Origin of the sequence: Leclercia adecarboxylata, assembly GCF_006171285.1 — a bacterium.
GTDB classification, from domain to species: Bacteria; Pseudomonadota; Gammaproteobacteria; order Enterobacterales; family Enterobacteriaceae; genus Enterobacter; species Enterobacter barmai.
The window spans coordinates 4,424,465-4,440,055 of the sequence record NZ_CP040889.1 but is presented as its reverse complement, the minus strand read 5'-3'; the positions used below and the strand labels follow the sequence as shown (position 1 = coordinate 4,440,055).

General features: G+C 56.4%; 17 protein-coding genes and 1 pseudogene. 4 read left to right on the top strand and 14 right to left on the bottom strand.

Translation table 11 applies throughout. The annotated features are described in order from the left end of the window. Positions 1 to 209 precede the first annotated feature (209 nt). A complete protein-coding gene (locus FHN83_RS23135) occupies positions 210 to 845 on the top strand; it encodes a helix-turn-helix domain-containing protein (protein WP_039028791.1) in 636 nt (211 codons plus the stop codon). Positions 846 to 894: 49 nt separating this feature from the next. On the opposite strand, the gene grxB is transcribed toward FHN83_RS23135, so the two are convergent. Continuing rightward, positions 895 to 1,530: a glutaredoxin 2 gene (grxB, locus tag FHN83_RS23130; RefSeq protein ID WP_139565062.1), complete on the bottom strand. Its 636-nt coding sequence runs from the start codon at positions 1,528 to 1,530 to the stop codon at positions 895 to 897. A 229-nt stretch (positions 1,531 to 1,759) separates the two neighbouring features. Here grxB and FHN83_RS23125 point away from each other — a divergent pair, with 229 nt between their 5' ends. Beyond that, on the top strand, positions 1,760 to 2,287 hold the full coding sequence (locus FHN83_RS23125; RefSeq protein WP_139565061.1) for a C40 family peptidase: 528 nt from the start codon (positions 1,760 to 1,762) through the stop codon (positions 2,285 to 2,287). Between the two features lie 10 nt (positions 2,288 to 2,297). Here the strand turns inward: FHN83_RS23125 and FHN83_RS23120 are convergent, their stop codons facing one another. From FHN83_RS23120 to FHN83_RS23095, 6 genes are all read right to left on the bottom strand, one after another. Then, a complete protein-coding gene (locus FHN83_RS23120; RefSeq protein WP_139565060.1) occupies positions 2,298 to 2,708 on the bottom strand; it encodes a DUF6691 family protein in 411 nt (136 codons plus the stop codon). Between the two features lie 9 nt (positions 2,709 to 2,717). Next, positions 2,718 to 3,143: a YeeE/YedE family protein gene (locus FHN83_RS23115; protein ID WP_255588891.1), complete on the bottom strand. Its 426-nt coding sequence runs from the start codon at positions 3,141 to 3,143 to the stop codon at positions 2,718 to 2,720. A gap of 173 nt (positions 3,144 to 3,316) precedes the next feature. Next, the gene (locus FHN83_RS23110; protein WP_139565059.1) at positions 3,317 to 3,658 is read right to left on the bottom strand and encodes a hypothetical protein; all 342 of its coding nucleotides are present in this window, start codon (positions 3,656 to 3,658) and stop codon (positions 3,317 to 3,319) included. 68 nt (positions 3,659 to 3,726) lie between these two features. Continuing rightward, on the bottom strand, positions 3,727 to 4,989 hold the full coding sequence (locus FHN83_RS23105; protein ID WP_139565058.1) for a type II toxin-antitoxin system HipA family toxin: 1,263 nt from the start codon (positions 4,987 to 4,989) through the stop codon (positions 3,727 to 3,729). After that, positions 4,982 to 5,296, bottom strand: coding sequence for a helix-turn-helix domain-containing protein (locus FHN83_RS23100; protein WP_218015337.1), 315 nt, complete (start codon positions 5,294 to 5,296; stop codon positions 4,982 to 4,984). Before FHN83_RS23100 ends, FHN83_RS23105 begins: the two co-directional genes overlap by 8 nt. A 73-nt stretch (positions 5,297 to 5,369) precedes the next feature. Next, positions 5,370 to 6,125 carry a DeoR/GlpR family DNA-binding transcription regulator gene (locus tag FHN83_RS23095; RefSeq protein ID WP_139565056.1) on the bottom strand — a complete coding sequence of 252 codons (756 nt, stop codon included), beginning with the start codon at positions 6,123 to 6,125 and terminating at the stop codon, positions 5,370 to 5,372. Positions 6,126 to 6,212: 87 nt separating this feature from the next. On the opposite strand from FHN83_RS23095, the gene FHN83_RS23090 reads away from it, so the two are divergent. Together FHN83_RS23090 and tam are read left to right on the top strand one after the other, a co-directional pair. Continuing rightward, the gene (locus FHN83_RS23090; RefSeq protein ID WP_039028799.1) at positions 6,213 to 6,797 is read left to right on the top strand and encodes an NUDIX domain-containing protein; all 585 of its coding nucleotides are present in this window, start codon (positions 6,213 to 6,215) and stop codon (positions 6,795 to 6,797) included. A gap of 85 nt (positions 6,798 to 6,882) precedes the next feature. Continuing rightward, a complete protein-coding gene (tam, locus tag FHN83_RS23085) occupies positions 6,883 to 7,641 on the top strand; it encodes a trans-aconitate 2-methyltransferase (protein WP_139565055.1) in 759 nt (252 codons plus the stop codon). On the opposite strand, the pseudogene FHN83_RS23080 reads toward tam, so the two are convergent. The 7 genes and pseudogenes from FHN83_RS23080 to FHN83_RS23050 all read right to left on the bottom strand — a co-directional run bounded on the left by FHN83_RS23080 (position 7,642) and on the right by FHN83_RS23050 (position 15,565). Beyond that, positions 7,642 to 8,831, bottom strand: a pseudogene (locus FHN83_RS23080) (cytochrome c biogenesis protein/redoxin). A 225-nt stretch (positions 8,832 to 9,056) separates the two neighbouring features. Further along, the gene (locus tag FHN83_RS23075) at positions 9,057 to 10,358 is read right to left on the bottom strand and encodes an ATP-binding protein (protein WP_139565054.1); all 1,302 of its coding nucleotides are present in this window, start codon (positions 10,356 to 10,358) and stop codon (positions 9,057 to 9,059) included. Next, positions 10,355 to 11,095: a response regulator gene (locus tag FHN83_RS23070; protein ID WP_138368920.1), complete on the bottom strand. Its 741-nt coding sequence runs from the start codon at positions 11,093 to 11,095 to the stop codon at positions 10,355 to 10,357. Before FHN83_RS23070 ends, FHN83_RS23075 begins: the two co-directional genes overlap by 4 nt. 48 nt (positions 11,096 to 11,143) lie before the next feature. Then, a complete protein-coding gene (locus FHN83_RS23065) occupies positions 11,144 to 12,139 on the bottom strand; it encodes an alpha/beta fold hydrolase (protein WP_139565053.1) in 996 nt (331 codons plus the stop codon). Positions 12,140 to 12,298: 159 nt separating this feature from the next. Further along, the gene (locus FHN83_RS23060) at positions 12,299 to 13,213 is read right to left on the bottom strand and encodes a bestrophin family protein (protein ID WP_139565052.1); all 915 of its coding nucleotides are present in this window, start codon (positions 13,211 to 13,213) and stop codon (positions 12,299 to 12,301) included. 257 nt (positions 13,214 to 13,470) lie between these two features. Continuing rightward, positions 13,471 to 14,922 (bottom strand): tagaturonate reductase, encoded by a 1,452-nt coding sequence (locus tag FHN83_RS23055; RefSeq protein ID WP_139565051.1) that lies wholly within the window; start codon positions 14,920 to 14,922, stop codon positions 13,471 to 13,473. A 118-nt stretch (positions 14,923 to 15,040) separates the two neighbouring features. Continuing rightward, positions 15,041 to 15,565, bottom strand: a complete 525-nt coding sequence (locus FHN83_RS23050) for a GNAT family N-acetyltransferase (RefSeq protein ID WP_139565050.1) — start codon at positions 15,563 to 15,565, stop codon at positions 15,041 to 15,043. Between the last annotated feature and the right edge of the window lie 26 nt (positions 15,566 to 15,591).

Here is a 15,591-nt window from a genome sequence, read left to right as displayed (position 1 = left end):
AACGGCCTCTTAGATTATTTGTACCGCCATCAATATTATGCGGCGGATAATTCAAATGCGGACTCATTGAGGGATATTTTAAGGAGAATGGCTTCAGTGAATAGTCCCATATGGGACTGATGATTTATTGCCGTCAGATCCGTTCAAGTCTTGTGGGCTATCGCTGCTATACTTCGTACCACGGCACAGGGCGCAGCGAGAGGCATAGCGTGAATTTTCAGGATATCCACATTTATTATCAGCAACTTAATTTTGACAGCCTGTTATCGCAAATAATTGCCGAAGGGGAACCGGTGACCGTTCCAGCAAATAAAAACTTAGCTTTTGATGCTGGGTTTATCTATTTTTGCACCGAGGGTTCGCTGTCAATATTAATGCCTGAGAATGGCCTGAATATTGGCAATACTATCGAGCTGATGCCAATAGGTCTGATGGAAAGATATTGTCCTCTGGCGAAGTTTGATTATCGCAGCAGCGCAAGGGTACAGCTGGTAAAAATATCCTGGGAAGATTTCGACCGTCTGTTTTTAAACGGCGACCCCGAGCGCGCACAGGCATTAGCGACCATTCTGACCTTTATGTCGATCTTCACTATCGATCTGCATAATGAACGCCGTCAGGTGAGCAGCTACCAGACCATCAAACCAATGCTGTATCGCTATCTCTATCGGCAGAATACCCATAAAGGAGAGAACGAAGGGCTGGCGCTGTTTATTATCAAACGGACGAATTTGTCACGTACGCATGTTTTTCGTGTGCTCGCAGATCTGAAAGCCGGAGGCTATATCACGATGAAGCGTGGAAAACTGATTTCTATCGACCGGCCGCTGCCAGAAGCCTGGTGATAGCGGAAACTTTCGCGGCCTTCGGTTAAGGGGGCAAGCCCCCTTTTCACTACAGAGCTTTATCCGTAAACAGCGGGACATGACAGGACGTAGCAACGTGCTCCAGATAGCCGCTCAGGGCGTCCGGATACGGGAAGTCCTTCACAATGGTCAGCGAGTTCAGCACCGGGAAAAGATAAAAATCGGTAATGCCGATCGCGTTTCGGGCGCGTAAATACGCCTCGATTTTACCCAGCTCATCCACCAGCGTGTCGATATACGTCTGACTGTTGGCCATTAACGCCTCGAGATCGCCAAATGCCTTAATCTCACGTTGGGTATAGGCCTCACGCGCGGCGGGGGTGGACAGCTCCTTGAAATCAGCCCGGGTAAAACGCGGGATCGCCAGATTGAATACGGTACGCGTATTGTCCTTACACCAGGCGTCAATCAGCGGATCGCATTCACCTTTAATAACCGGCGCACCATCAAGCTGGTCGACGTAATGGACGATATCCATGCTTTCCGGCATGTAAACGCCCTCCTCTTTTTGCAGGATTGGCACGACCTTTCTGCCGACCATGCGGGTTGGCGTTTCGGCGTCCCCTTCCATAATCACGTTTAATTCATGAGGCACCTTTTTCAGGCCAAAGATCATTCTTGCGCGGATACAGAACGGGCAATGCTCATATACATAGAGTTTCATAGCGATCTCTTTCTCAAGCGATTAATGGTCCAAAAGTGGATTCATTAAAGGTTCTGGGTTGGTGATTTTATGTGTACTTTATCGCTCAATAAATGAGCGCATGACGTTCATGGCAGAAAACAATAATTAACGAATTTCAGTCTTTACCCCCGGTTTATCGTCACCGGGCTTAAAGACGCTTTTGCGCAATACGTAAGGAGAATTAACCCAGCCCTGAAACGATCCTGTAATGAAGACGTTAATTAAAGCCCTGATTATAATCTGTTTACCAGTAAAATTTGCCTGTGCCTTCGAATTTGTGCCCGCCACCGGCCACCATCATACGCCGCTGAAGACAGAACACATTGCCTACTCCGGCTCTGTACCTGATAACGTCAAAAATAAACTGGCAACGGCGTATGTGGCGTGGAGAGGAACCCATTACCGCTGGGGTGGTGACAGCCATAGCGGTATTGACTGCTCTGCCTTTACCCGACGCGTCATGATGTCTGCCTGGCACCTGCAGCTACCAAGAACCGCTCTCGAGCAGAGCCGGACGGGACGTCATGTATCCACCCGTGAACTACAGCCGGGCGACCTGGTGTTCTTTATCACTAAGCCGGGCGTTCATCATGTCGGGGTTTATCTTGGGGACGATCGCTTTATGCACGCCTCGGTAAGTCAGGGTGTGGCGATCTCACATCTTTCCGACCCTTACTGGCAGACGCGATATATGACCGCCAGACGGATCGGCACATCTCAGAATCACTATGCGTGAGTGGTGCCGGTCAGGATGAACGAAACCGGCTAACCAGCACCATGCCGGTGAGCATCGACAGCACAAAGAGTATCCCTTTCCCGGCGCCCGTCCCGGTTAATACCAGAGCCGGGCCGGGACAGATCCCCGCCAGCCCCCAGCCGAGACCAAACAGGATGGCCCCGACCACCAGCGCCCTGTCTATGGTCGTATTCGTCGGCAGGACAATGGGCACCCCGCAAAACGCCATTTTTCTGCGTTTGACCAGGGCAAAACCGACGATCCCCACGGCAATCGCCCCGATCATCACAAACGCCAGCGAGGGATCCCAGGGATGAGAGAGATCGAGAAAGTTAAGCACTTTCTCCGGATTCGCCATACCGCTTATCAGCAGACCCACGCCAAAAATAAGACCGCACAGAAACGCCATCACCATCAACATAATGCCTCCTTAACCCAGCCAGAAACCCACGACAGTGGCAGTAACAATCCCCGTCACCATAAAGGTCAGCGTCGCCACCAGAGATCGCTTAGAAAAACGCGATAGCCCACAGACGCCATGTCCGCTCGTACACCCGGACCCCAGACGCGTTCCCACCCCCACCAGCAAGCCGGCGACGATAATCATCGGCCAGGAGGTCTGCACGTTTATCTCGGGTAAGGTAAAGAAAAGGCTATACAGCAGAGGCGAACCGATAAGACCGGCTAAAAAGGCAATGCGCCACCCTTCTGGCTTCGATAACAACCCCGAGAGAATGCCGCTGATACCGGCGATGCGTCCGCAAAAATGGATCAGCAGAATAGCGGCAAGGCCGATTAACAATCCGCCGCCGAGACTGCTGAGCGGTGTGAAGTGAGAGAGATCAATCGCTATCATTGTCTCGTGCCTCCAGGCAGTACAGGTCATATAAGGTGTTGTAGCATATTGTCTGCAGGACCAGTCCGCCACCGTCCACAAATAAAAAAAACCGGCTGAGGCGCGCGCCCCTGCCGGTTGGCTGGATCAGGTATCAGTAGACACCTGTTCCCATCCCCGGGGAGTCCAGGCCCCTATATTTTCAGCTCCGGAACCAGGGCTTTTTTGTCCGACATGCAGGTTTGCCACGCCTTGCCCGGCTCGCCGTTATCCAGCACCGATGAAGTGCGGTACTCCACGGTGCGGTCCTGTTGACCAGGCACCACGTAATCGATGGTCGTCCAGCGAGTATTGGCGTCTTTGCCCTCGGCGGTGAGTTCGATGGTCTGGTTTTTTACGATCTCAGAACACTCTTTCGCCGCGGCCTCGACTTTACGAAACTTCTTCTCTTCCGGCGAGGTGCCTTCACTGGACATGGACATACACCCGGTAAAGAGCAGACAGGCAAGGGTGACAACGCTAAGTTTTTGCAGCATCACGCAGTCCTTAGTAATGAACAGGTTACTGCAAAAGCGTAGCTTATACGGCTGCGCTCTTCCTGGGATTAACGGAGCGGGTTTATATTGGCATCAATTTGTGTTTGGATTGCGCGACGGGTAGCCGGGGTAATTTTTCCCGGGAGTAGCGCTTCGGCATAAGCAGAAAATCTACTGCCGACATCGGCTATGCGGGAAATGAGTTCCCTGACCTGCGTTTCGCTAAGCTCTGCTTCCTGCGTGCCCAGCCATATCAAATGCTGTTTCTGAATACTCAGCGCCTCTCCCATTATGTCCATCTGATGATATCCCCCCGGACCTTCATTCCACGTAACATCAAACGCCGGTGCCAGCGTCCATGTGCCGTCAGCCGACATCAGATAAGCAAAGTTTTTCGGGTGATCGTCCCGGTTATTGAAAATGACGTTAAACACAATGCGGGCAAAGGCGCGCGCCTTTTCGCGTACATCGTTAGTACAAACCTGCGTTGCCCGCAAAAAGGTGGCATAGTCCAGGGAGCCGGGAACGCGATAATCTGCCCCGGTAAATGCCGCCAGGCTTTGCATTGGCACGCGCATGCCTGATTCGCGGTCAAAACGTTTGCTGGCAAAAGCCGCATGACCACCCGGCAGATCAAAATATTCCGTTTGCGGTGTATCAATGCCGCACTCCCGCAGGCAGTGGGCATATACCTTCTCGATAGCGCACACCTCGGCATGTTCGCCTCTGGCGGGAAACTTGATGAGCCAGGGTTCATAGTCTTTCACAGGAACCGTGGTGAATCGCATTGTGGCAGCGTCACGATACAGTAACGCTTTAGGTCTCGCGCCCTGTGGCGAACCACCCATTTGTAGCAGTCGATGTAAAAATGCCCCGCCTTCGCCCTCCAGTACCTCCCTTACCTCGTCTGCAAGTTGAGTCAACGGGATATCACTTTGGGGCACCGCAAGTTCATCCTGAACAGGAACAAAGGACATTGCTCCCATGGCATTGCTGCCAATCCAGGTGAGCCTTTCCAGTGGACCAATGCGCGCCGCATTCAGTCCGCGCTGCCTGAAGAGGCGATCCATCAGCAGCATCCCCCAACCATCTGGCAGGGAATCATATACTGGCCCAGGCAGACCTAACTGATGCTCAGGAAAATTTCGCCGCAGTTTTTCACCCTTCAGCGCAAGAGTATGTGCTGATAGTTCAAACCCTTTCTCAAGCGCCTGCTGGCTGTATTCAAAGAAGATCAACGGACGGCGGGTTAGTGCTGTGGTGGTAGCCAGCGTTCCCCACAGCCAGCGCTCTCCCCAACCCTCGTACCAGACTTCGACACGATCAGGCATTATGACTCCTTTTTCTTATTCGCTGTCGCGAAGCGCTGACTTCGAAGCGGCGAAGATCGTCCAGACTCTCCAGTTTCGGCATAAACAGGTTTTCCAGCTCATGGCCAAGACCCAGCACCATGGCCACGCGCACCACGACCTCAAAGCCGACGTTACGCCCGGCCTCCAGATTTGACACCGTATTGACCCCTACGCCAGCCCGTTGCGCCAGCTCAGCCTGGGTGAACTGGCGTCTTATACGCTCCTGCCGTAACCGCTCGCTCAGCGACTTAACGATCTCCTCGGGCTTCCTGAAGTTTAAATCCATTATATTGTCTCTTAACTCATAATTATGGCGTTAACACACAATATTATAGATTTATCTCTGATCTTTTTCCATGTCACGCTTTAACAACCGACACCCCCAGCCCAACCACCGCCTCCACCCAGCGGCTGTCGGTATCATCTTCAACGACCACGGTATTAATCAGCGAAAGGTCGCCGATCAGGAATGGCGAAGCGGTATTAATCTTCTCCGGCGACGCCAGCACCACCGTTTCGGCCGCTCTGCCGGAAAATGCACGTTTGATGCACGCTTCTTCGTAATCCCCGGTGGTCAGTCCCGCTTCCGGGTGAATACCTGTCACGCCCATGAAAAACAGATCGGCATGGATACGCTCTATACCCTCAATCGCGGCGGCGCCCACCGTGACGACAGAGTGGCGGAACAGGCGTCCGCCGATGAGGATCACCTCAACCCGGGGATGCTCCACCAGCGCCAGGGCGATGCCCGGACTGTGGGTAACGGCCGTGAAAGAGAGGTCCGCAGGCAGGCAGCGAACCAGCTCCGTGGTGGTGGTCCCGCCATCAATCATCACGATCTGGCCGGGGGAGATAAGTTCAACCCCCTTCTGCGCCACCCGCTTTTTGGCATCGATCCCGAGATGGCTGCGCTCGGCAAAGCTGGACACCGCCTTCGACGCCGGCAACGCGCCGCCGTGTACCCGCTGTAAACGCCCGTCGGCCGCTAGCTCGCGCAAATCCCGGCGAATGGTATCTTCCGACACCTGGAATTCAAGGCTAAGGATTTTGGACAGCACCTGCCCTTCGGTACTCAGTTTTTCAAGGATCAGCTGTTTGCGTTGTCGGGTGAGCATGAGACATTCCTGAAGTTGCATGTTTCGATCTTGATTTTGCACGAATGTGCAGATTATGATGATTACTCTACGTAAACAGGAGGCATCGTGCAATCAATACGTGCAGAAGTACGCATTCTCGACAGCAAAATCTTGTCGGATGACTGGTACACACTCAAAAAATACACCTTCGATTTGCGTCGCCGCAACGGGGAGTGGCAGCGCCAGAACCGCGAAGCCTACGACCGGGGCAACGGCGCAACCATCCTGCTCTATAACCGCGAAAAACGAACGGTGATCCTCACCCGTCAGTTCCGTTTTCCGGTCTATATCAACGGGCACGACGGCTATCTGATCGAATCCGCCGCAGGCCTGCTCGATAACATGTCGCCGGAAAAGCGCATCAAAGCCGAGGCGGAAGAAGAGACCGGGTATCAGATTGACCAGGTGGAAAAGGTGTTCGAAGCCTTTATGAGTCCCGGCTCCGTCACCGAGAAACTCTACTTTTACATCGCGGAATATCGCCCTGACGATCGTACCGGCGCAGGCGGCGGCATCGAAGCCGAAGGCGAAGACATCGAGGTGCTGGAGTGGCCGATTGAGCAGGCCTTACAGGCCATTGATGACGGCATTATCGTCGATGGCAAAACCATCATGCTGCTCTACCACGTCGCCCTGAAGAAGATCGTCTGACGTTAACCCCGACAGAAAGGGATTTCTGTCATTTCTGAAACCTCATCATCTACACTTCAGAAAAGAGCAAACTGGAGATGCCTGCATGACCGACTGGAACCCTGGCCTGTATCTGCAATACGGCGCGGAACGCACCCGCCCCGCCTTAGAATTACTGTCCCGAATTACGATGGATGACGTTACCGACGTGGTTGATCTCGGCTGTGGGCCGGGCAACAGCACGGCGCTGTTGCAGCAGCGGTGGCCTGCGGCGCAGATAACCGGGGTGGATACCTCACCCGCCATGCTGGCAGAGGCCAGGGCCGCGCTGCCGGGCTGTCGCTTTGTTGAGGCGGATATTCGCCACTACCGCCCCGAGCATGCCCTGAGCGTGATCTACGCCAATGCCTCGCTGCAGTGGGTAGATGATCACTACGCGCTGCTGCCGCATCTGGTCTCACTGTTGAAGCTGCACGGCGTGCTGGCCATTCAGATGCCGGATAACGATCTTGAGCCGACCCATGTCTTAATGCGCGAAGTGGCGTTTGAACAGGATTACCCTGATCGCGGGCGCGCATCCCTGGCGGGCGTCCATGCCTATTACGATATCCTGACCGAAGCGGGCTGCGAGGTGGATATCTGGCGCACCACTTACTTTCACCAGATGAGCTCCCACCAGGCGATCGTTGACTGGGTGAGCGCCACCGGGCTGCGCCCGTGGCTTCAGGATCTGAATGAGGCCGAGCAAAAACGCTATCTGCATCGCTATCACCAATTGCTGGTGGAGCAGTATCCGCTGCAGGAAAACGGGCAGATACTGCTGGCCTTTCCACGGCTGTTTATTATTGCCAGACGCGAGCCGTAATCAGGCTTTAGCCTCTTTCAGCAGCTGCTGGATCACCTGCTCCTGCTTCTCGTGTTTCCCTCGCCGAAAGAGGCGTAACGCAGTTGCCCTTTGGCGTCGAAGAAGTAGTGCGCAGGCCAGTAGCGATTGCCAAAGGCGGTCCAGATTTTGTAGTTATTGTCAGCCACCACCCGGTACGGAAGCTGCCATTTGTCGATGGCCTTCTGCACCGATGCCAGCGGTTTTTCCCACGGATACTCCGGGGTATGCACGCCAATCACCACCAGACCCTGCGCCTTATATTTGTTAGCCCAGTCGCGAACGAACGGCAGCGAGTGCTGGCAGTTGATGCAGTCCCAGGTCCAGAAGTCGATCAACACCACTTTGCCTTTTAACGACGCCGGGCTGACGGGCTCGCCGTTGAGCCATCCGGTACCGCCCTCCAGGGACGGCATCGCGCTGGTGGTTACCGGCTGCGCCACCGGTTGAAGCGTCGGCTGAGGATTGCTGGCGGGCGCCAGCTGCAGGAGCGTTTTCTCCAGCCGATCGGCCACCCCGTTTGCCCCCTGAAAGACGCTGTTAAGCCCAAACGCCGTAAACGCGACGGACATCAGCATGGCAACGCCCGCCGCTTTTCGCAGCCCGTCCATCAGGCTCGATTTCGCTTTCAGCCGTGCGATCAGCGCCTGCCCGCTAAAGCCCAGCAGCGCGAGCATCACCGCACAGCCGCTGCCGTATGCCGCCAGCAGGCTACCGGTGGCTACCGGGTTATGGTCCGTGAGACTCAGACTAAGAATAGCTCCCAACACCGGCCCGGCGCAGGGTGACCACAGCAGCCCGACCGCCAGCCCGGCAAGCACCGCCGAAACCATACCCCGGGCGCTGTTACTGTGAGAGTTAATGACATTGCCGAGGCGTAACGCGGGCCCGGCGATGCGCTGGGCAAATGACGGGAAGATCAGCGCCAGCGCGGCCAGGCTCAGTAATGCCAGGGCTGTCCAGCGTCCGACGATGGTGGCATTAACCACCCAGTCGCTGGCGACGGTAATAAGACTCGCTACAGCGGTAAACATGATCACCATGCCGCACAGCATGGCGATGAGCTGCCGCCGCTGACCGCGAAATCCGGCGAACAGCAGCGGAATAACGGGCAGCGTGCAGGGGCTGAGCAGGCTGACCATACCACCTAAAAATGCAATGACGAGAAACATAAAACACCTCACTAAACCAGTTGATAGTGAAGCTATTACAGCGTGGGGAAGTGTCTGGTGTGTGTGGAGGAATGGGGGTTTTTGTCAGGTGGTGTATGCGTGTTGTGGGTGGATACAGTCTGGTACATTGAGCGACCTGACCGCCCGGCGGCGCTACGCTTGCCGGGCCTACAAGGTCAAGGGCTGGTTTGTAGGCCGGGTAAGGCAACGACGCCACCCGGCAATTCACGCAGATGGCAAGGTGATCCGTGCAGAAAGGCCACCTTCGGGCCGGTTAACTAACTGCAACTCCCCGTTGAGCTGCCCCGCAAGCTGTACCGCGATCGCCAGCCCCAGCCCCGTCCCGCCGGTCTCCCGGTTACGGGAAGACTCCACCCGGTAAAACGGCTGTAACACCGCCGCAAGCTCATGCTCCGGAATGCCGGGCCCGTTATCCTCCACGGCGATCTGCACTCTGTCATCACGCATTGTCAGCGTCACGTCTGCCTTATCACCAAACTTCAGCGCGTTATCCAGCAGATTGGTGAGAATGCGGTGCAGCGCCTGCGGACGGGTGGCAAAAGGGACGTTGCTTCTGGCTGCGGTAAACTGCACGTTTTTACCGGTATCGGCGTAATCACACACCAACGTATCGATAAAGTTATACAGATCCACGTTGCGCACCGGTTCAGGCGCCACGCCGGACGAGCGGGCGTAATCGATCCCTTCCCGCACCAGACGCGTCATGCTGTCCAGGTCCTGGGTCAGCTTATCGCGCAGATCCGGCTGGTCGGCCATCTCCACGCGCAATCGCATGCGGGTAATAGGCGTCTGCAGATCGTGGGAAATGGCCGCCAGGATTTGCGCCCTCTCCTTTAACGACGTCTGGATGCGCTCCTGCATGGCATTAAACGCCCGCGCAGCCTGGCGCACCTCCAGCGGACCTTGCTCGGTGAGAGTCTGCGGATGGGGGCTGGCGGGTTCAAGGGTATCCACCGCCCGGGTAAAATGGGTAAACGGCCGCACCACCTGACGCACCGCCAGCCAGGCGCAGATCACCACCAACAAAAGCTGGATCACAAAAACCACTGGCAGCCAGCGGGCGACCGGCGGCATGCGTGGGGTGAGATCCAGCGTCAACGGCGAGCCGTCGCTCAGCGTCAGGTGGGCCTGGATATGCGAGACCGGCCCCGGCACCGCCGTGAAGCGCAGCGGATAGTGCGTCGCCAGAGTTTCAGTCAGGGTTCGCACCGCATCCCGGGAACGGGCGTCTGCGGGTGGCGCACCCGGCTCGCCCGGCCCAAGAATATAGCGATAGTTTCCGCGTTCGAGGCGCGGGAGCCACTGCGCCCGCTCGTTTACCGGCAGCCGGTCGAGGATCGCCACGCTGGTGGAGACATCATCCTCCAGATTCCCCAGCATCACGTGCCGGGCGCTGCTCATCCGCTCGGCCAGCACCAGCGTCAGGCTCAGGCCGTTGGCGAGCAACAATCCCAGCAGGACGATCAGCAGCAGACGGTAATGGAGGGAACGCGGCCAGAGCCTCATTCTTTCGCCTCAAGAATGCTGACCGGCATCGAAAAGACATAGCCTTCGCTACGCACTGTTTTTATATACAGTGGTGTGCGCGCATCCTCATTTAACCGCTGTCGCACCCGGCTGACCAGCAGGTCGATTGAGCGTTCGAACAGCTCCGCATCCCGCCCCTGGGTGAAATTCAGCAGCTGATCGCGGGTTAACACGCGCTGGGGATGATCGACAAACACCCGCAGAAGGCGGTACTCCGCCCCGCTCAGCGCCACAATGGTGCCGGTGGCGTCGAGCAGATGACGGGCGCTGGTGTCGAGCTGCCAGTCGCCAAAGGCGATGATCCTTCCGGCCTCGGTCACCTGCAGATTCGGCGGCAGCGTGCGAAACCGGCGCAGTATCGCTTTGATCCGCGCCAGAAGCTCACGCGCCACAAAGGGTTTGACCACATAATCGTCCGCCCCCATTTCGAGGCCGAGGATGCGATCCATATCGTCGTGGCGTGCGGTCAACATCAGGATCGGCAGATCTTTATGCTGCCCGCTACGCAGCTGGCGGCATAGCGTCAGGCCGTCGTCGCCGGGCATCATGATATCCAGCACCACCATATCCACCGCCTGCTTATCCAGCACGGCGCGCATCTCTTTGCCGTTGGCCGCGCCCGTGGCGCGATAGCCAGACTTCACCAGATAATCGACGATCAGTTCGCGAATATCCCTGTCATCATCCACGACAAGAATGTGATCGGTTGTCTCCACCCTAAGCTCCTGTTTTTTAGCGATGGGCAAAAAAATAGCATAGCTTCCTTACAACTTATCCGCATCCACCACTGCTTTGACGAAATCCTGCGGATCTTCCTGGGCCGGATTGTGGCCGATATTGCCGGTAAAGGTGCGATGCTGATACTTGCCGGTGAATTTTGCGGCGTACGCAGCAGGTTCCGGATGCGGCGCGCCGTTATTGTCACCTTCGATGGTGATGGTCGGTACGCTGATGGTTGGCGCGGCCGCCAGCTTCTGCTCGTAGCTGTCGTAACGGCTTTCACCACGTTCCAGCCCCAGCCGCCAGCGATAGTTGCTGATGGTCACCGCCACGTGATCCGGGTTATCCAGCGCTCTGGCGCTGACGTTGAAGGTTGCATCGCTGAATTTCCATCCCGGTGAGGCCAGAGTCCAGATCAGTTTCGCAAAGTCATGGGTGTTGGCCGCATACCCTTTCTCACCGCGCTCGGTGGCGAAATAGAACTGATACCACCACTGCAGTTCCGCCTTCGGCGGCAGCGGTTTTGCCCCGGCCTGCTGATTGCCAATCAGATACCCGCTCACCGAAACCAGCGATTTCACGCGTTCCGGCCACAGCGCCGCCACGATATCCGCCGTTCTTGCACCCCAGTCGTAACCGGCAAACACCGCACGTTTGATGTTCAGGGCATCCATCAGGTTAACCACATCTTTTGCCATCGCCGCCGGTTGCCCGTTACGTGGCGTGGTGGACGACAGGAAACGGGTGGTGCCGAAGCCGCGGTTGTACGGAACAATCACTCTGTAGCCTTTTGCCGCCAGCGCGGGAGCAACCTGGGCGTAGCTCTGAATATCGTACGGCCAGCCGTGGAGCAGGATCACCGGTTCGCCGTTTTTCGGTCCGATATCGACATAGCCAATATTGAGGTCGCCCGCGTCAATCTGGCGGATTTGTTTAAATGCGGCGCTGAAGTCGGTGCCTGCCGCCTCGGCCTGACAGGCCGAAACGGTAGCGAAAGAAAGGGTCACTGCCAGGGTTGAGTAAGCCAGTTTGTTCATCATGGTGGTCTCTCCGGGTTTTGTATTTGACCCGTTAATTTCACCACCCTGATGTATGGGGAATATGTGCAAACCAGCCCTTTTTGCAAGGCGCTGTATCCTGATGGCGTTCAGATACACTGCGATACAAACACCCGGCAGGCGAGCGGTTAACTCATGATGTTACGTCAGCTGGTAATACTTATCCGGCAGTTTGCGCGTCGGGATATCCTGCTCATCGTTCATCTGCAGCAGATCGATCTCCATCGCGTTACAGATGGCATCCAGCGGCAGGTCGTTATTCTCGGTACCGAACGGCTCCTCGAGCTCTTCCGCAAGGGTATCGAGCGAGATAAAGGTGTAGGAGATCAGGACTGAAACAAACGGCGTCATGTAGTGCAGGTCGCTGACCAGCGCGAACGGCAGCATGATGCAGAACAGATAGACCGTGCGGTGGAGGATCAGCGTGTAGGCAAACGGCACCGGGGTGTTAGCGATGCGCTCGCAGCCGGCCAGCACGGTGGACATATCATTGAGACGAATGTTCAGGCTGTGGAACAGAATATCCGACAGCTCACCGCTGCGGCGTCTTACCGCCAGCCATTCGCCCATAATCAGCAGAATGCGGTTCGCGGGCGAGCTGGAATCCATTGCCACGCGCAGGTTTTCAGGCGACAGGTACGTTGAAAGCTTGTCGGCCTGCGGCTGTTTGCGCAGGGTCATGCGCAGGCAGTGGGCGAAAGCGATCTGCAGACGAACAAACTCCCCTAACGCCGGGTCGTCCGGTAGCGTGTTTTTCACCTCCCGGAACAGGGAGCGCGAGGCAATCATCAACTGCCCCCACAGCTGCCGCGCTTCAACATAGCGGGCGTAACAGGCGTTATTGCGAAAACCGAGGAAGATGGCGATGGCAACCCCAAGAATGCTGAACGGTGCAACCGTCAGCCTGATGCCCAGCGAGGTGTACCAGGGCAACATCAGGATCACCACGATGGAGAGCAAGAAGTTGAGGAACAAACGGGAGAAGATTTTGGTCAGCACGGAACCGTGCCAGACAAAAATAAGGCGCAACCAGTGCTGTTGGGGTCGAACGATCATAGTCAGCTTCATCGGAAAAAAAGAGCGTGACTATTAAACGTGATCGGGGTCACGGTTGCAAGAGTGTTAAAAAATGATGACATTTTGTGAGGCTGGAGACAGGCCGCACGGAGTTGAAGTGTGGGATATGGAAAGTGAGTTACAGTATGTTGTAACTATAAAGGGTAAAAGAAAGTTAAGGCTGGTGCGGTGGTTCCCCCTCACCCTAACCCTCTCCCCAAAGGGGAGAGGGAATCGTAGGTGCAGGAATCAGGCCCTTAGCACAGCGGTTTTACGGCGGCACGCATGCCCTGCAGCAGAATGGCATCCAGATCGCGGGCAACCTGGTCTACCAGCCCGTTCACCTGGGTCAGGTCCTGCTCCCAGTGCTCGCTGACGCTCAGCACCGCCGTCACCAGCTCCGTGGTATCGATCTGCTGGTCGTGATGCCGGGTCCACAGCTGCTGGAAACGGGTTAACCATTGCGCGTCGTCCTGCACCGGGTAGCTCTCGCCGTTACGTTCCGCGCGGTAGAAGGCAATCAGCGCCGCCAGGGCAAACGTCAGACGCGCCGGGAGTTTGCCGGTAGCCTGCTGCCCTGCCAGAAGCTGCGGCAGGATGCGGGTGCGGTACTTGGTCATGCCGTTGAGGGCAATCGACAGCAACTGATGCTTGATATACGGATTGCGGAAGCGGCCCGTTACCGCGCTGGCAAACGAGGCCAGCTCATCGCGCGGCAGATCCAGCACCGGGATGATCTCTTCGTGAATCGCTTTTTCGATAAAGGCGCAGATCTCCGTGTCGTTCATCGCCTCGCCCACGGTATCCAGTCCGGCCTGGAACGCCACCGGCACCAGCGCGGTATGCGCCCCGTTGAGGATCGCCACTTTACGCTCTTTGTACGGCTTGATGTCATCCACAATCAGCACGTTCAGCGCCAGCTTGTCGAGACGCAGTTCCTGCGCCAGCGATTTTGGCCCCTGGATCACAAACAGATAGAAATGCTCGGCGGTATCGAGGAAGGCATCGTGATAGCCAAGGGAGGCTTCAAGCTCCGCCACTTCGTCGCGCGGATAACCGGTGACGATACGGTCAACCAGGGTGGAGCAGAAGGTGTTGGCATCGTTCAGCCACTGGGTAAAGGCCGCAGGCAGCGCCCACTCCTGGGCATAGCGCAGCACCAGTTCACGCAGGGCGTCACCGTTATAGTCAATGAGTTCGCACGGCACGATCGCCCAGCCTTTATCGGCAGCACCGTTGAAATGGCTGAAACGTTCGAACAGCAGGCGGGTCAGTTTCGCCGGATAGCTGACCGCTGGCGCATCCTCAAACTTATCCCCGGCGTGATAACTAATCCCCGCTTCCGTGGTGTTCGAGAAGACAAAGCGCATTTCCGGGTTGTGCGCCAGCTTCAGGAATTCATCGTACTGGTCGTAGACGCTGATTTCACGGTTAACCGAGCGGATCAGGCGCGCGTCGCTGACCGCTTCGCCCTGCTCGTTCAGGCCACGAATGATGGTGGTATAGAGGCCGTCCTGGGTGCTCAGTGAAGGCGGGAAGTCGCTTTTAATCGGGCGGACAATCGCAATACCGGCGTTCAGATCGGTATGCTCGTTGAGCAGGTCGATTTGCCAGTCAATAAACGCGCGCAGGAAGTTGCCCTCACCAAACTGGATGATACGTTCAGGATAGAGAGCACCGGGGAAATCACGACGGTTCAGTGTGTTCACAATGGGGGTCCTTGTAATGATTAGTCATACAGCCTGATAAGATTGGTACGATAACTTATCAAACTTAACGACCATGAAACCCCGTTTTGATCAAACCTCGTGTGAATTGTGACAGGATCTATAAGAACTTGTAGAACACTGAGGTCGCCGTCATCTCGCCATCCGGCATCAGGGCGTAGCGCGGGATCTCGCCCACTTTCTGCCAGCCTGCCCGCTGATAGAAGGTCTCCGCCCCGCTGCCGGTGGCGGTGTCCAGCACCAGCACGGTTTTGCCCTGCTCGCGGGCGACGACTTCCAGGGCCTGCATCAGGCGGCCTGCATCACCGCAGCGGCGCGCATTCTGGTGAACCAGCAGTTTGGCGACGTCCGCCCTGTGCGGCTGATTTTCAGGTTGATCGACGATCAGCTGTACGGTGCCGGTCAGCTCGCCCTGGGCGTTGGTCGACACCAGGACGGTACGTTCTCCGCGCCCGACGCTGTCAGCCACGCCTTGCCAGAATACGCTGGCCTTCTCATGGCTGTAAGGCAGCATAAAGCTCACCGAGGCCCCGCCGGTCACGCAGCTGTGAAGGATGTCGGCTAACTGAGGGAGATGCGCGAGAATGTCCTCGCGCGAAAAAATCTGGACTGCAGGTGATGACATCGTTTTTCTCCTTTTAATCAACGGCA

What these genes read in the sequence shown, in the direction of transcription:
- FHN83_RS23105 (WP_139565058.1), bottom strand. Translation starts at nt 4,989, where the DNA reads ATGCCTGATCGTGTCGAAGTCTGGTACGAGGGTTGGGGAGAGCGCTGG.
- FHN83_RS23110 (WP_139565059.1), bottom strand. Translation starts at nt 3,658, where the DNA reads ATGCTGCAAAAACTTAGCGTTGTCACCCTTGCCTGTCTGCTCTTTACC.
- FHN83_RS23125 (WP_139565061.1), top strand. Translation starts at nt 1,760, where the DNA reads ATGAAGACGTTAATTAAAGCCCTGATTATAATCTGTTTACCAGTAAAA.
- FHN83_RS23060 (WP_139565052.1), bottom strand. Translation starts at nt 13,213, where the DNA reads ATGATCGTTCGACCCCAACAGCACTGGTTGCGCCTTATTTTTGTCTGG.
- FHN83_RS23115 (WP_255588891.1), bottom strand. Translation starts at nt 3,143, where the DNA reads ATGATAGCGATTGATCTCTCTCACTTCACACCGCTCAGCAGTCTCGGC.
- FHN83_RS23065 (WP_139565053.1), bottom strand. Translation starts at nt 12,139, where the DNA reads ATGATGAACAAACTGGCTTACTCAACCCTGGCAGTGACCCTTTCTTTC.
- FHN83_RS23095 (WP_139565056.1), bottom strand. Translation starts at nt 6,125, where the DNA reads ATGCTCACCCGACAACGCAAACAGCTGATCCTTGAAAAACTGAGTACC.
- FHN83_RS23100 (WP_218015337.1), bottom strand. Translation starts at nt 5,296, where the DNA reads ATGGATTTAAACTTCAGGAAGCCCGAGGAGATCGTTAAGTCGCTGAGC.
- FHN83_RS23120 (WP_139565060.1), bottom strand. Translation starts at nt 2,708, where the DNA reads ATGTTGATGGTGATGGCGTTTCTGTGCGGTCTTATTTTTGGCGTGGGT.
- FHN83_RS23075 (WP_139565054.1), bottom strand. Translation starts at nt 10,358, where the DNA reads ATGAGGCTCTGGCCGCGTTCCCTCCATTACCGTCTGCTGCTGATCGTC.
- FHN83_RS23050 (WP_139565050.1), bottom strand. Translation starts at nt 15,565, where the DNA reads ATGTCATCACCTGCAGTCCAGATTTTTTCGCGCGAGGACATTCTCGCG.
- grxB (WP_139565062.1), bottom strand. Translation starts at nt 1,530, where the DNA reads ATGAAACTCTATGTATATGAGCATTGCCCGTTCTGTATCCGCGCAAGA.
- tam (WP_139565055.1), top strand. Translation starts at nt 6,883, where the DNA reads ATGACCGACTGGAACCCTGGCCTGTATCTGCAATACGGCGCGGAACGC.